Consider the following 15,843-nt stretch of genomic DNA (forward strand, 5'->3'; position numbering starts at 1 on the left):
GAATTATTTCTCAACGATAGCAAGGATATCACTTTCTGACATAATTAATACTTCTTCATTATCAATTTTCTCCACTTTTACACCATACCCATCATTGAAAATAATGGTATCACCAACACGCACATCTAAAGCTTTTACTCCCCCATTTTCCAAAACGCGGCCATGACCAACAGCCAATACTTCTCCACGCGTAGATTTTCCTGCTGCAGATCCAGTCAGCACAATACCTCCCGCAGACTTTGATTCAACCTCTTTACGTTTAACAATTACACGATCATGCAATGGACGAATTTTCATTTAATGCTCCCTAATTATATTATCTAACTATTTGCATCGTACAGCAATAAATTCTGATATTAGAAATCAGATGCAAATTTTTTAGTATTCACCACTTCAAGACAATACCTAAAATGGGGACGTTCAAGACCGCTTCAAGGGGGTAAGAAAAAATTTTTTACATATACGCGTGTTCACACCTTCATAAGTACATTTTCTTATAATCAATAAAAATTATTTTTTATTTACTTAGTACTTCACACACAACTATTATTAAGTATAATAATCAAAGATAGTACGAACATACTGCCCATTTAAAATGGGCACACAATTAAAATAAACGATGAAACCATCGTTTTTGTTTTGAAAGAACATTTTTCCGTAGCAATGTAATTAACGATATTTACCCTAATTGATCATTTACAGAAAAAAATGATAATAATTTTATGTACCATACCTAACGATATGTCCATCGTTTCAAATTTAACGAAAACTTTATTACATCATAAACTAGCAGCATGTATAACTGTACTACACGAAGTGCGCTCGTTTTATTATTGGGACAATGTCTTAAAAGATCAGTCTGAATTACAATTATTAATTAAAACACACAGTTCCTTACAAGAAGAAACATTAAATACAATCAAGCAATTACATCCCTATAAAGTTCCAGAATTGTTAGTGCTTCCTATCATAGATGGTGATCCAAATTATTTGTCATGGATGCGATCTATATTACACAAACACTAATACTCTATAAATAGAAAACACAACACGATTAGGAATAACACGCGCAAATAATATAATTTATACTTAATTATTCCGTCATAAGATCACAATTTTATGATTACAGTTAATTGCCATCATTATATTTAAAATGATAAACAAAAAACACTGTCTCCACTAAAATTTATCTAACTGTTCCTATGCAAATAAACAACGTATAACTGTCGCTTCACACACAGTGTCCATCTAAACTATTTTTTGAAGTAGAAACATAGTTTCTAGATAAAATGTAATTATCAACAAACAAAATATATTGACGAATTCAAAAGAATAAAGATAATACAATATAGTTAAGTTGTCTGCGCATACATATATAACAATGTACACAAAACTATAATAAGCCCGGATAGCTCAGTCGGTAGAGCAGAGGACTGAAGATCCTCGTGTCCTTGGTTCAATTCCAAGTCCGGGCACACCTTAAAACACCGTCCAATTGATTTGAAACCTCGATTAATTAATAATACTTTTTCATAATTAAATAAGATTTGTCTACAGTTATTTTCAATCCCAGGCCATCAGTTATTGTTTATTACAATACACCTCTATAGTGAAAAGATAAATAAAGACTTAATGATTATGAAGCGCTAATAAAACACCGTCATTTATGTAAACAAACACAAATTAAAATCAATAAAAACCATAAAAGATTCCAATAAAGACTATTAACTGTATGATGAATCTCAAAATAGATGACACATTTAGTGCAGCTATCTAAACATACAAAAATACAAATTTTAAATTACTCAATAATCTTAGACGCATAACACTACAGTAAACAATATAGATTTATGTGTTAACCTAGTTATTAAAGCTATTAGGAAACTTAAATTAAATTAATGATATTTTAATATAATAGTTTTATATGAATTAATTAAAATTATTCAAAATATGCATACTTAATGAATATAACAATATATTTGTATGGCTACATCTTTTGACTAAAGATTACTAAAATTATTTCTACTTCATAAGTACGTAATAAAAAAATTAATAATTATATTTAGATAGTAACAGTATATAAAAAATTAAATTTTCAGTTATACTCAATAACAATTAAGTAAAAAATTCTAGATTAATCTCTGAATCCATTAAGGAAAACTAATATTTATTTAATACCCAATAATTACAGTAATCATTGCAAAAAAAATACTATTTTTGTAAATAAAATTTTTTCCGTAAAGCTTAAATTATATCATCATCATTATTTTTTTAATGCCGCTAATTATTTAAAATCCAATAACGATCATATTCAATCGCAATCATTGAAAGTATAATGACCTGTAGTTATTAAACCAATAACCAAATACCTCACTAGTTTATTTATTACATTTCGTATGTTATGTAACTATATGAATGATTTCGATTTCAATACACACTTACTTATAATCACTTTCATTGCTTACAGAGACGAACATGGCAAGGATATTAAATCTATTAGTACATACAGGACTAGTAAATAAACATGATATGACGACTACCTAAGTAAATGTATGCATGATGCACATGATATGTCATATCATTTAAACACCCGATGATGTTAAAAAATATTTTTTTTTTAAGACTCAAACCTATTCACCTGATATATTTAAATATCTTTAGATATAAATCCTATTTATGATGATTCTTATAAAAATAAAAATTTACATACACGTAATACATAAATACTAGACATCGCCATATATATCCATTAAGATCGGTAAAATATAACATTATCATTATGTTATATTTTAATCTAAAAAATCATATGAATATATTAAAATAATATAAGGAATATAAATTTATATTTAACATAATTAAATAGATTTAATTTTTATCATTAGTCCATACAACATAATAATCATGAAAAAACTTGAAACTGCATTAATTACTTCTGGCAGGGATAAAAAATACACATACGGCGCAATTAATCCTATTATCCAACGGACATCTTCAGTAGTATTCGATTCTATTCAACAAAAACAACAAGCCACAAAAAATCACAACACGACGGATAAATTATTCTACGGTCGATATGGAACTATTACTCATTTTTCCTTACGCCAATCAATGGCTGAATTAGAAAACGGAGTTGGTTGTGTACTGTATCCATGTGGTACAGCAGCAATTACTCATACAATCCTTTCTTTTGTTCAACCAGGAGACCATATATTAATGACAGGCTCTGCATATGAACCAACTCAAAAATTCTGTCGATATGTTTTAAAAAGAATGAATATAGACACCACCTGGTTTAATCCGTTAATTGGAAATGATATTGCCAATTTAATTCAGCACAACACTTGTTTAGTTGTATTAGAATCACCAGGATCAATAACGATGGAGGTACAAAATGTTCCTAGCATCGTTAAAACAGTGCGTAAAAAAAAATCAGATATTGTCATATTATTAGATAATACTTGGTCGGCAGGAGTTTTTTTTAAAGCATTAGATATAGGCGTAGATATCTCCCTACAATCAGGCACTAAATATATCATAGGCCATTCTGATGGAATGATAGGAACTGCAGTGTCCAATGCACGCTGTTGGGATCAATTGCAAAAACAATCGTATTTAATGGGACAAATGGTTGATGCTGACACCGCTTACATGGCATCACGTGGATTACGTACTTTATATGTTAGACTAAAACAACATGAAGAAAATGGGCTGCACATTGCCCATTGGTTAGCTCAACATCCAGCAATAGAACGAGTAAATCACCCCGCCTTAGCTACATGCAAGGGACATAAATATTTTATAAGAGATTTTAGTGGATCTAGCGGATTATTTTCGTTTATTCTAAAAAAACGTTTAAACAATTCGCAATTGTCTCATTTTATTAATCATTTTAAATACTTTAAAATTGCATACTCTTGGGGTGGATTTGAATCTTTGATTTTAGTGAATCAAGTAGAGGAACTACGCCCAATACGTCCCTCGGGTACATTAGATTTTACAGGAACATTAGTTAGAATTCATGTGGGATTAGAACATCCTAACGATTTGATTCGTGACTTATCAGGTGCTCTTTACCGTATAAATGCATCATGATATAAATAACATTAACATGCAAAGATATTTTTATTTTTAATTTCATCATCACAACAAATTTGTTATTGTAATTTATTTTTATACATTAGCTACAACAGTTATCCCAACAAATAGTGTTTGTTGCATCGTATACCGTGATTTTATAATTTAAACTAGCGAGCAATAACAATCGCCCATTCCCAAAAAAACAATTAAATTGCAAATTATTTTATGCAATGTGTTTTTAATACTCGAGATATCTGTGTTTCGTGTTCAATTACTTCTTTGTTTAATGAATCAATTTTCATCTTCATAACTTCATAACAATACTTACTCATATCGCGCACCTTATTAGGTTCATATTTTTGAGTTTCTATAGGAGGCATAATCTCAATAATTACTAAACCGTTGGACCAACGATTTAATTTTATTTTTTTATTAGAAATATTAGAAACACAAATAGGCACGATTGGTATTTGAGCTGAAATTGCAGCATGAAACGCACCAATTTTAAACGGCAACAAACCCCTTCCAGCACTGCGTGTGCCTTCTGGAAATACCCAAATAGAAATATCGTTCTTTTTCATGGATTTAGCTTTTTGTATTAAAACGTTATGAGACCTAGTATTTTGACTACGATTAATCAATATATTTCCACATAACCAATACAGTTGTCCAAATAATGGAATCCACAGTAAATTTTTTTTACCTACTATTATTGTACGTGGCTGCACAACACAAGATACTGTGATCATATCATAATTATTTTGATGGTTAGCGATATATATACAATGTTTTGGTAATTTATTACGTAACAAATTGCGTATTTTAACTTGAATACCAAAAATAGGGGCCATACTTCCAAACAATCGACTAAAAAAAGCAGTGTGATATGATTGACGAGGACTTAATAAACAATAAATAATACCAAACATACAAATGCTAATTGACAATATCAAGATCAAAATAATACGTATAATGGCAAGCATATGTTCTCCTTGAACAAATTCTCTATGAACCTTTTTTAAAAAATTATATAGCCACGTATTTTATCTAATTAAGCCACATCATTTATTATAGTTAATGTTCTTAACACAATTATTCAATTATAATCATTTCAGTCAAAAACACTACCTTGGTTAGATGATATAAATTCTATTTATACAAAATATTGCAATAAATATGCTCATTAAAATACATCAAAAATACATAATCAAACACATTATTATTGATGATAATTGATAATTATAATTCTCTACACAATATATTTTTTAAATATTATTAAAAAATTTATCATTTAATAAACAATGATTGTCATTAAGTCATATGAATACGATAAGTGATCAAATCTGAAATAGTTAAAACTGGCATTCTATGTCTTCGTGCAAACGTGATTATTTCTAATATACGCGCCATGCTTCCATCTTTATTTGTTACCTCGCACAACACTCCAAAAGGTCCTAATCCAGCTAATGAAGTTAAATCAATAGCTGCTTCTGTATGGCCGCAACGAACTAATACTCCACCATCTTGAGCTCGTAATGGAAAAACATGACCGGGACGATTTAAATCAGAAGGTTTTGCGTTATCTTCTATAGAAACTCTAATAGTAGTTAGTCGATCTGCGGCCGACACCCCAGTCGTTATACCTTTTGCTGCTTCTATAGTAACAGTAAAAGCGGTTCTATGACGATTGCTATTATTTTCTACCATCATTGTTAAATTTAATTGTTTACATCGATCTTCTGTTAAGGATAAACAAACTATTCCACTGCCATAACGAATGGCCAATGCCATTTGTTCAATTGTCATATTTTCTGCAGCAAATATCATATCACCCTCATTCTCTCGGTCTTCATCATCCATCACTAAAATACCCTGGCCATTGCGTAATGCTTTTAATGCATTTTGGACACGTTCTATAGGTGATCCAAATTCAGACAAACAATTCCTCCGATACATAATAATTAAATCCTCACTAAATACAATAATTCATCCAATAACAATAAACCAAACTACAAACAAAAGTATAATTTTAAATAACATAATACATGTCGATCCAAAACTATACCATCATCTTACGTTAACCATGGCTACTAACATTCAAATTATATCAAACCATCGTCATAAAGCCGTACCAATAAATGCTATTGAATTTTTTTATATTTTTATATAATTCAATATAGATTATCTTATATATACACTGAAACAACCTTAATCTACATGCATTAAACACTATATTGATACAACACATATCAGAAAATTAAAAATTTATATAAAAACACTGTTCATTATATGCAATATATATATATAAATTAAAAAAATAACTAACAACATTAATATATTAAATATTTTAAAATTAAAACATTTAATATTATTCGTATAAATTTATTCCAAATACCAGTAAAAATCTCACATATAATTTACAATAAAAATATTGAATTTTACGATGACATAAATAATATAAATGTGAATTATAGAGAATTAAAAGAATTTATATATACACATATACAATATAACTTAACATCACAATAAAAACGAAACAATCATAACAATTCAACAACCAATATAAACACAAATTCAAAATCACCAGTCATTTATGAATAACAAATAAATAACAAAAATAACCCTCTCTGTATAACTAAATTTTTTATAAAGATTAGAACAACATGATTGATTTTCACATCAATACATTTATTTATTATTTATACCCTCACATGATTATACTTGTACTCACATTCCAGGACAGAAATATTCCATATACTTTAATATCATACTACAATATATATATTGTATTAATATACCTTACATGTTTTCAATTTTTACGTTTAATAGCATTGATAATATTACTGCTCGAGCAACCGGTTTGAAAATTTAACACACGCACTGTTCCTCCACTACTCAATACCTCTTGACTTCCTTCAATATCACATACATGATAATCACCACCTTTTACTAAAAAATCTGGAGACAAGTATGTAACTAACCTTGCGGGTGTATCCTCATAAAAAGGCACCACCCAATCTACTACTGTTAAAGCAGATAATATGAACATACGTTGTTCTAAAGTATTTATAGGTCTTGTTTTACCTTTTAAACGTCTTGTTGAACCGTCACTGTTCACAGCCACAATTAATCTATCTCCAAGTTTTTTAGCATTAGTCAAATAACTTACATGACCAGCATGCAAAATATCAAATACGCCATTAGTCATGACTATTTTTTCGCCTCTATTACGAACTAAAGCTATCATCTCTTTTAATGTTTTCTCATCTAATATACCACCCGGCAAAGTAGTAGATATATGATTATTCATGATTTCTCTCATGTCAGTTACATTGCTAGTAGAAGTTCCCGATTTTTTTATTACTACACCGGCAGCTAAATTAGCCAAAAAACATGCTTTTTCCAAACTTTTACCAACAGATAATGCTGCTGACAGTACACCAACTACTGTATCCCCAGCACCAATTACATCGTGTACTTCTTTTGTTTGAGTTGAAAAATATAATGGGGCCGCATCTCGTGTACATAAAGTCATACCCCTTTCAGAACGTGTGATCAACAAAGCTGATAAATTATAATCAATTATAATTTCTTGAGCTCGATTTATCAAAATTTTTTCATTGCGACAAAATCCTACTACCGATTCAAATTCTGATATATTAGGAGTTAATAAAGTAGCGCCTTTATAACGAGAAAATTGTATACCTTTAGGGTCTACGATAACTGGTACATTCATATAATGTGCCAATTTAATAATTTCTTCTATGCAATTTAAAGAACCCTTAGCATAATCAGACAATACTAACACCTTATATTTTGGTAAATACAATTCAATTTTTTTAAATAATTTCGTAGTATCAATATTATTAAAACATTGTTCGAAATCTAATCTAATAAGTTGTTGGTTACGCGACATTACTCGCAATTTAATTATAGTAGGACATGTATTAACCGGGATCAAATTCCATTTGATATTCGATTCATTGAGTTGTTTTTTTAAAATTTTAGCTGCTTCATCAACTCCAGTTAATCCTAATAATCTTGATTGAGCGCCTAAAGAAGCAATATTCATCGCAACATTAGCAGCTCCACCTGGTCGATCTATAATTTTATTGATCTTAACAATTGGAACAGGTGCTTCTGGTGAAATTTTATCAGTAGACCCATACCAATATCGGTCTAACATAACATCTCCTACGATTAATACACGCGAATTGGAAAAATTTGGAAAAATAACAGTCATAATTTACCTAGTACACATCTTGAACGAATAAAAACGTAGTTGATTATACATGAAAGTATCATTTTTCATTAATAACACATTAAATTATTTGGTAAGTAATCAAAATTATAATATATACAGTTTTGGTGCATTTATATAATTCTACTTTAAATACAACTTAATCATTATATCTTTAAAAAATTGAAAACAATATTTTTACTACACTACACACTTGTAATTAATATTTTTATCTAAACATCATCTGACCATATAAAACTTTATGCATCTTAATAAATTGATTTAATTCATTACTATTAAAACAATTGTTAAACGATTTTTATTTAATATAATTAATAAAAACAAAAAAATCACTATATTTTCTTTTTAAAATTTTTTCTATATAAAATATTTTTAATTTTTAATTAATCGGTAGCATTTTAATATTACAATCATTTGATCGAGAATTACACAATGGAAAAATATTTAGTAGGCGGTGCTGTACGAGACACACTGTTAAAACTACCAGTTCAAGAAAAAGATTGGGTGATAGTAGGATCTACTCCTCAAGAAATGTTGAATATAGGTTATGAACAAGTTGGAAAAGATTTTCCAGTATTTTTACACCCAGAAAATCATGAAGAATATGCATTAGCGCGTACTGAACGCAAATCTGGTCAAGGATATACTGGATTTACTTGTCATACAGCTCCTTCAATTACTATTGAAGAAGATTTGTATCGTAGAGATTTAACTATTAATGCTATGGCTTATGATGCACATGGCAATCTTGTAGATCCATACCACGGACAACGAGATATAGAGTTACGATTGTTACGGCATGTTTCTCATACATTTAATGAAGATCCCCTACGAGTATTAAGAGTCGCTCGATTTGCTGCACGATTCGCGCACATGCATTTTACTATAGCTTCAGAAACGCTAATATTAATGACACAAATGGTTCGTGAATTACTATCACTATCTCCAGAACGTATATGGGCGGAAACAAAAAAAGCTTTGATCACAGACAACCCACAAGTATATTTTACAGTTTTACGTCATTGTGGAGCTTTAAAAATCTTATTCCCTGAATTAGATGCATTATTTGATATACCTACTCCGAATCAATATTACTCAAAAATTAATACTGGTTATTATACTATGACAACACTTTCTAAAGCGGCTCATTTAACAGATGATATCAATGTACGGTTTTCTGTTTTATGTCGTAATTTAAGCAAGGGGATATCTTTTAACAAAAAAAACAAAAACACCAAACATTATGATCACAGAAAATTAGGGGTTACTTTGATCCACAATTTATGCAATAGATTAAAAATACCACATGAAATTCGTAATTTTTCAAAAATTATTTCAGAATATCATAACTATTTACATGACTTGAACATGTTGACGCCTAAAATGCTAATGACCTTATTCCATGATTTTGATTGTTGGCGGCGCCCGAACAGAATAAATCAAATTATTTTAGTTATTCAATCCGATACAATAAGACATGAAAGTCATAACAGTTATGTGTTAAATCAAGAAAATTTTCTACGAACAGCCTTTGCAATAGCAAAAAAAATTTCTACCTCAGACATTATTAAAGAGGGATTTACCGGATCAAATATAACTAAAGAATTATATGTTAGACGTTTACATGCTTTAAATTCATGGAAAAATAAATAAATATAAAATATTTATAAACAAAATTTTAAAACACTATAAATAATCAAATAAACTATAGCAAATACATATTACTAGAGAAAAATTACAATAAAGATATGATGAACTATCATTAATAATATTAATAAATCTACATACAAAAAAATAACATGTGTATTATGAATCACAATCAGTGACTATAATTGTTGTAGTAATAATTCTGTTGTTTAATACTCAGCGCACAACATGCTTAATCAATACAAATATTTAATAATATAAATTATTATCAAATACATTATAACATTAATGTGAATTATGTTATTAATCCCCAATAGATACCTCCTGCTAATAAAAATCGATATATAGCAAAAGGAATTAAAGAAACATTTTGAACTATTTTCAAGAAATATCTTACAGTAAATAATGCCACAATAAATGCTATGACACTGCCTCCTAGTAATAGCAAAGCATCTACGAGATCAATAAACGATCTATAATGATAAAAAGTTAAGACTGCAGAACCAAATATAATAGGAACTGCTAAAAAAAATGAAAACTCTGACGATATACGTCGATTAAGACCAACTAATAATCCGCCTCCAATAGTAGCTCCAGCGCGAGAAAATCCCGGCCAAAAAGCTAAACATTGAAAACATCCAATTAAAAAAGCTTGCAAATAAGTTATATTATTAATATCTGATACGCGTGGTTTTTTAGATATATATAATTCCCCAATTAATAAAAAAACTCCTCCAATTATTAACCCATACATAATATATATTAATTCAAAAACCAATTTAATTTTTTCATAAAAAATCATTCCTAATATTGTCCCAGGCAACGTTCCTAACAATATATGTCGAATACATAAATAATTTTTATTATCGTGTTGTTTAACAAATATTTTTTTTATAGAAATCATACTCATACAATATAATCGATTCCAAAAGATTTTTGTTATAGACAAAATAGCACCTAATTGAATAATCACAGTAAAAGCTATAACTGAATCATCCATACAATTTAAAATATTTTCTACCAATATCATATGCCCTGTTGAAGAGATAGGAAGAAATTCTGTTAAACCTTCTACTATCCCCAAAATCAATGAAATAACTAATCTACGTACATCTAATATTAACGACCCAAAATCAATAATATAAAATATAATATTTAACATAAAGTAATCATAACACATGCATTACCACATTTTCATGGTATGTAGAAATAATTTGATTATTTAATAATTTTCATTATTTTACAGACATATTCATATGTTCTTCAACAAACTAATCTTTTTTTAAAGATTTGATAAACATTTTGTTCTGTCGCTCAATACATACACCAACATTAAAAGCATTGTGAATTGCTCCAGGTTTACTTACTTTTACACGAATCCATTCAATACAAAATTTTTCCATCAACGTATTTGCTATTAAATTAGCAACATCTTCTATTAAATAAAAATGTTTTTGGCCCACTAAATTAAGTATAACTTGATTTACATGAGTATAATCGACATAAGATATTATGTTTCGATTATCTAAAAAAAAATCAGTATTACATGATAATTGCAAATCAAAAATTAATTTTTGTAAACATTTTTTTTCCCAATCATTTATACCGATATACGCCATTACTGTTAGTTGTTCAATAAATAAGATATCCATCATACATTGTATTTACTACATAAAAAATCATTTATTTAAATGATATTGACCGTTTAATTGTTTAATATACACACTATATAAAAAATGTATGCAATAAATTGGTTTAAATCTTAATAAAATGAATTTTTATGATTTTTCTCCCATTATCATAGTGATACTTGCTTATTTTTTAGGATCAATATCCAGCGCTATTTTAATATGCAAAATATTACATTTTCCAGACCCAAGAAATTTTGGCTCTAAAAATCCTGGTGCTACTAATATTTTACGCATCGCAGGGATTAAAATTGCAATTAGTGTGATTTTATTTGATATACTAAAAGGAGCAATACCGGTTTGGTTGGGATTACATTTTGAAATTTCTCCTATTTTCTTAGGAGCTACAGCTGTTTTTGCTTGTTTGGGGCATATGTATCCCATATTTTTTAAATTTTATGGAGGAAAAGGCGTAGCTACCGCATTTGGAACTCTCATAACCATAGATCCTAACTCCTCCATAGTAATGATGAGTATTTGGACATTGATTGTGTTATCTTTTGGATATTCCTCACTGGGAGCCATCGTTACTGCACTTATCATACCTTGTTATGCTTGGTACTTTCAATCTCAATATTTACTTCCAATAATCATAATATCTTCTTTAGTTATAATAAAACATATTACTAATATTAGACGTTTGTTTAATCATAAAGAAGAACGTATTTGGCGTGATTAACATACTATATTAACCCGACTCATAAATCACAATGATTGTTGTTTTTGATTGATTCGGGGAAGATCTTCTAATGACCAGCGTGGTCTCACTACAATTGGTAAATCACTAAATAATCCAGCCTTTAGTCTAATTAATCCAGTATAAGCCACCATTGCACCGTTATCTGTACAGAACTCCGATCTAGGATAAAACAATTTTCCTTTTAATATATACATCAGCTTCAAAAGACATGACCGCAACTCATGGTTAGCGCTAACACCTCCAGATATTACTAAACACTTCAATCCAGTTTGATTTAATGCACGACGACATTTAATTGCCAGTGTTTCAACGACTGAATCTTCCAATGCGCGTGCAATATCAGCATAAGTTTGAGCGTCATGAGAACCTGACATAATAGTATTTACCGCAAAAGTTTTTAATCCAGAAAAACTAAAATTCAAACCAGGTCGATCAGTCATGGGACGAGGAAATACATAACGCCCCGGAATACCCTTTCGAGCCATTTGGGATAATAAAGCCCCCCCAGGATATTTTAATCCTAATAATACAGCAATTTTATCAAACACTTCTCCAACAGCATCATCAATAGATTCTCCTAATATTTTATATTCCCCTATATTATTTGCAGACACAAGCAGAGTGTGTCCACCAGATACCAATAATGCCACGAATGGAAAAGTAGGAATCTTTTTTTCTAACATTGGCGCTAATAAATGAGCTTCCATATGATGAATATCGACAGCGGGTATTTTCCAAGCATACGCAAGTGTTCTAGCAACAGTTGCTCCAACCAATAAAGCGCCCATCAAGCCAGGTCCAGCAGTATATGCTATTCCGTCGATATTCTTAGGTTCCAAACCAGCTCGATCTAATGTAGATAAAATTAAAGGAACTATTTTTCGTATATGATCACGAGCAGCCAATTCAGGAACAACGCCACCATAAGCAGCATGCAATTCATTTTGACTATGTACTGCATTCACTAATAATCCTTTATATTGATCATAAATTGCTACACCTGTTTCATCACACGAAGTTTCAATACCTAAAACACGCATATAATATTCTATATCCAACTGATAATTACACAGTACTCACACTATTTATATTTCATGTCATAATATTTAATGTTATATTACAAAATAATAAAAATACAGTTATTTATATAAAATATATAATAACAATCCTCAATCAAAAATATTAAATAATAGAGATAGATATATGCCAATAATTAAAGTACGTGAAAACGAATCATTCGATGTAGCGTTACGTCGTTTCAAAAGATCTTGTGAAAAATCAGGAATTTTATCTGAAGTACGTCGTAGAGAATTTTATGAAAAACCAACCACAGAACGTAAACGAGCCAAAGCATCAGCTATTAAACGTCATATCAAAAAACTAGCTCGAGAAAATTTAAGACGTATTCGCTTATATTAAATGATCTTACAATTTTTATGTACAAAAACATAACAATCAACAATTTACTTTAAACAATTATAAGAACCAAATGACATGTAGTTACATACATGATGTTCAATCATTGATGATTGACAATAGTTTGTGTTATCTGTGCTCAATAACATGAGCTAAGGAAATGCAATTACCCGAATCCCAAATACAGTAATTAATGAATTAATATCACGTACTAATATTGTTGATTTAATTGGTCAACGTGTGTCTTTAAAAAGACAGGGGAAGAATTTTTTGGCCTCCTGTCCGTTTCATACTGAAAAAAACCCATCATTTACTGTCAATATCGAAAAGCAATTTTATTATTGCTTCAGCTGTGGATCACATGGAAATGCAATAGATTTTTTGATGCATTATGACCGACTTACATTCATTGAAGCTATTAAAGAACTATCAATCATGCACGGAATACCAATAGAAAAAGATTCAACATCCTATACAAACAATAATGATCTAAAAAATAATTTATATCAATTAATGAATAAATTATGTGCATACTATAAAAATATATTAACCCAACAAAAATATTTATACGCCTACAAATATTTGAAAAATCGTGGATTAAATACCAAAATTATCGATTACTTCAATATTGGATTTGCTCCATCCAGATGGAGCAACATAATACAAAAATTTAGTCTGACATTATATGATCAAAAGCTACTTGATCAATCAGGCATGTTAATTAGCAATAATACAAAAAAACATAAATACGATCGCTTTCGTGGCCGCATTATGTTTCCTATACGAGATATAGCGGGAAGAATTGTAGCATTCGGAGGTCGTGTTATTACCCAAAAAAAAATACCCAAGTACTTGAATTCACCAGATACCAAAATTTTTAAAAAAAGTCAACATTTATATGGCTTGTACGAAGCACGCATGAAACAAAAAAATCTCTCTTGCATACTTTTAGTAGAAGGTTATATTGATGTTATCACCTTAACACAATTTGGGATTAACTATGCAGTTGCTGCTTTAGGAACTTCTACTACTGATAATCATATTCGATTATTATATAGTATTACTGATCAAATTATTTGTTGTTATGATGGTGATTATGCTGGTAAAAAAGCTGCTTGGCGTACACTAAATACCGCTCTACCATATCTTACTGATGAACGTCAAATACATTTCTCATTCTTGCCTCATGGAGAAGATCCAGATACATTGATACGTAAAATAGGAAAAAACAATTTTTTAAAAAAGTTAACCCAAACACAAGATTTATCAAATTTTTTATTTGAAACATTATTACAAAAAACAAATTTACAAACATTATCAGGTCGGGTTAAATTAAGTAGCCTGATGTTACCTATACTTAAAAAAATTCCAGGACAAACTTTAAAATTGTGTTTACTGCAACAATTAGGCAACAAAATAGGGATTCTAGATGATAATAAATTGAGCCAATTGCTCATAAAAAAACCTATTATATGCAATAATAAAATAAACAGATGTTATACAAATAACAGCATAGAACGCATATTGATAGTATTACTCATACAAAATCCGCGACTTGCTAAATTAGTCCCAAGTGTGCAAGGATTGGAACAATTTGAACAAGATGATATTGTGATGTTTATTGATTTAGTTCAAATATGCAAAACATATCCAATATCAACTTCTGCTCAATTATTAGAGCATTATCGTGGGAATAAATTTTTTTCAAAACTTGAATTACTAGCATATTGGAATCACATAATTACAAATGATATGATAGAAACTACTTTTATTGATGCTTTGACCAAATTATATAATTTAACTCTTGAAAAACGCCAAGAGATACTGATTGCACGTGATCGTACATCTGGTTTAACAATGCAAGAACGTCAAGAATTATGGTTATTAAATAAAACATTATCGAAACATTAATATAAAAATATAAACTCTTGGACTTAATGTTACTAATGAAAACAATCATAAAAATACCTCCTGAATGAATTATTTTAATAATTCACTTACATTTCATCAATAGATGGGAAATTACACTACTATTAAACTTTTAAATATAAATA

The 15,843-nt window shown here is 29.3% G+C and carries 13 protein-coding genes and 1 tRNA gene; 7 read left to right on the forward strand and 7 right to left on the reverse strand.

All coding sequences use genetic code 11. The annotated features are described in order from the left end of the window. Positions 1–3 precede the first annotated feature (3 nt). A complete protein-coding gene (locus tag M9397_RS02330; RefSeq protein WP_250226786.1) occupies positions 4–297 on the reverse strand; it encodes a co-chaperone GroES in 294 nt (97 codons plus the stop codon). Positions 298–708: 411 nt separating this feature from the next. On the opposite strand from M9397_RS02330, the gene cutA reads away from it, so the two are divergent. The 3 genes from cutA to metC all read left to right on the forward strand — a co-directional run bounded on the left by cutA (position 709) and on the right by metC (position 4,092). Next, positions 709–1,026, forward strand: coding sequence for a divalent-cation tolerance protein CutA (gene cutA / locus M9397_RS02335; protein ID WP_284150751.1), 318 nt, complete (start codon positions 709–711; stop codon positions 1,024–1,026). 376 nt (positions 1,027–1,402) lie between these two features. Next, positions 1,403–1,475 (forward strand) — tRNA-Phe (locus M9397_RS02340). 1,426 nt (positions 1,476–2,901) lie between these two features. Further along, positions 2,902–4,092, forward strand: a complete 1,191-nt coding sequence (gene metC, locus M9397_RS02345) for a cystathionine beta-lyase (protein WP_250226788.1) — start codon at positions 2,902–2,904, stop codon at positions 4,090–4,092. Between the two features lie 203 nt (positions 4,093–4,295). Here metC and M9397_RS02350 read toward each other — a convergent pair whose 3' ends face one another. The 3 genes from M9397_RS02350 to hldE all read right to left on the reverse strand — a co-directional run bounded on the left by M9397_RS02350 (position 4,296) and on the right by hldE (position 8,320). Beyond that, positions 4,296–5,060 carry a 1-acylglycerol-3-phosphate O-acyltransferase gene (locus M9397_RS02350; RefSeq protein ID WP_250259628.1) on the reverse strand — a complete coding sequence of 255 codons (765 nt, stop codon included), beginning with the start codon at positions 5,058–5,060 and terminating at the stop codon, positions 4,296–4,298. 328 nt (positions 5,061–5,388) lie between these two features. Then, on the reverse strand, positions 5,389–6,033 hold the full coding sequence (gene ribB, locus M9397_RS02355; RefSeq protein ID WP_250226790.1) for a 3,4-dihydroxy-2-butanone-4-phosphate synthase: 645 nt from the start codon (positions 6,031–6,033) through the stop codon (positions 5,389–5,391). Positions 6,034–6,886: 853 nt separating this feature from the next. Further along, entirely contained in the window at positions 6,887–8,320 is a 1,434-nt protein-coding gene (gene hldE / locus M9397_RS02360) for a bifunctional D-glycero-beta-D-manno-heptose-7-phosphate kinase/D-glycero-beta-D-manno-heptose 1-phosphate adenylyltransferase HldE (protein ID WP_250226791.1), read from the reverse strand. A gap of 450 nt (positions 8,321–8,770) precedes the next feature. On the opposite strand from hldE, the gene M9397_RS02365 reads away from it, so the two are divergent. Continuing rightward, a complete protein-coding gene (locus M9397_RS02365; protein ID WP_250226792.1) occupies positions 8,771–9,991 on the forward strand; it encodes a tRNA CCA-pyrophosphorylase in 1,221 nt (406 codons plus the stop codon). 289 nt (positions 9,992–10,280) lie between these two features. Here M9397_RS02365 and M9397_RS02370 read toward each other — a convergent pair whose 3' ends face one another. Both M9397_RS02370 and folB read right to left on the reverse strand, forming a co-directional pair. Then, positions 10,281–11,147, reverse strand: coding sequence for an undecaprenyl-diphosphate phosphatase (locus M9397_RS02370; protein WP_250259631.1), 867 nt, complete (start codon positions 11,145–11,147; stop codon positions 10,281–10,283). A gap of 109 nt (positions 11,148–11,256) precedes the next feature. Next, a complete protein-coding gene (gene folB, locus M9397_RS02375; RefSeq protein ID WP_250259633.1) occupies positions 11,257–11,640 on the reverse strand; it encodes a dihydroneopterin aldolase in 384 nt (127 codons plus the stop codon). Between the two features lie 115 nt (positions 11,641–11,755). Here folB and plsY point away from each other — a divergent pair, with 115 nt between their 5' ends. After that, the gene (plsY, locus tag M9397_RS02380; protein WP_250226795.1) at positions 11,756–12,352 is read left to right on the forward strand and encodes a glycerol-3-phosphate 1-O-acyltransferase PlsY; all 597 of its coding nucleotides are present in this window, start codon (positions 11,756–11,758) and stop codon (positions 12,350–12,352) included. A gap of 26 nt (positions 12,353–12,378) precedes the next feature. On the opposite strand, the gene tsaD is transcribed toward plsY, so the two are convergent. Next, a complete protein-coding gene (gene tsaD, locus M9397_RS02385; protein ID WP_250226796.1) occupies positions 12,379–13,413 on the reverse strand; it encodes a tRNA (adenosine(37)-N6)-threonylcarbamoyltransferase complex transferase subunit TsaD in 1,035 nt (344 codons plus the stop codon). A gap of 163 nt (positions 13,414–13,576) precedes the next feature. Between tsaD and rpsU the strand changes: the two genes are divergently transcribed. Further along, positions 13,577–13,792 (forward strand): 30S ribosomal protein S21, encoded by a 216-nt coding sequence (rpsU, locus tag M9397_RS02390; RefSeq protein ID WP_250226797.1) that lies wholly within the window; start codon positions 13,577–13,579, stop codon positions 13,790–13,792. Between the two features lie 162 nt (positions 13,793–13,954). Continuing rightward, positions 13,955–15,700: a DNA primase gene (gene dnaG, locus M9397_RS02395; protein WP_250227207.1), complete on the forward strand. Its 1,746-nt coding sequence runs from the start codon at positions 13,955–13,957 to the stop codon at positions 15,698–15,700. Positions 15,701–15,843 lie beyond the last annotated feature (143 nt).

This window comes from Blochmannia endosymbiont of Camponotus sp. C-003, assembly GCF_023585685.1.
Lineage (GTDB): Bacteria > Pseudomonadota > Gammaproteobacteria > Enterobacterales > Enterobacteriaceae > Blochmanniella.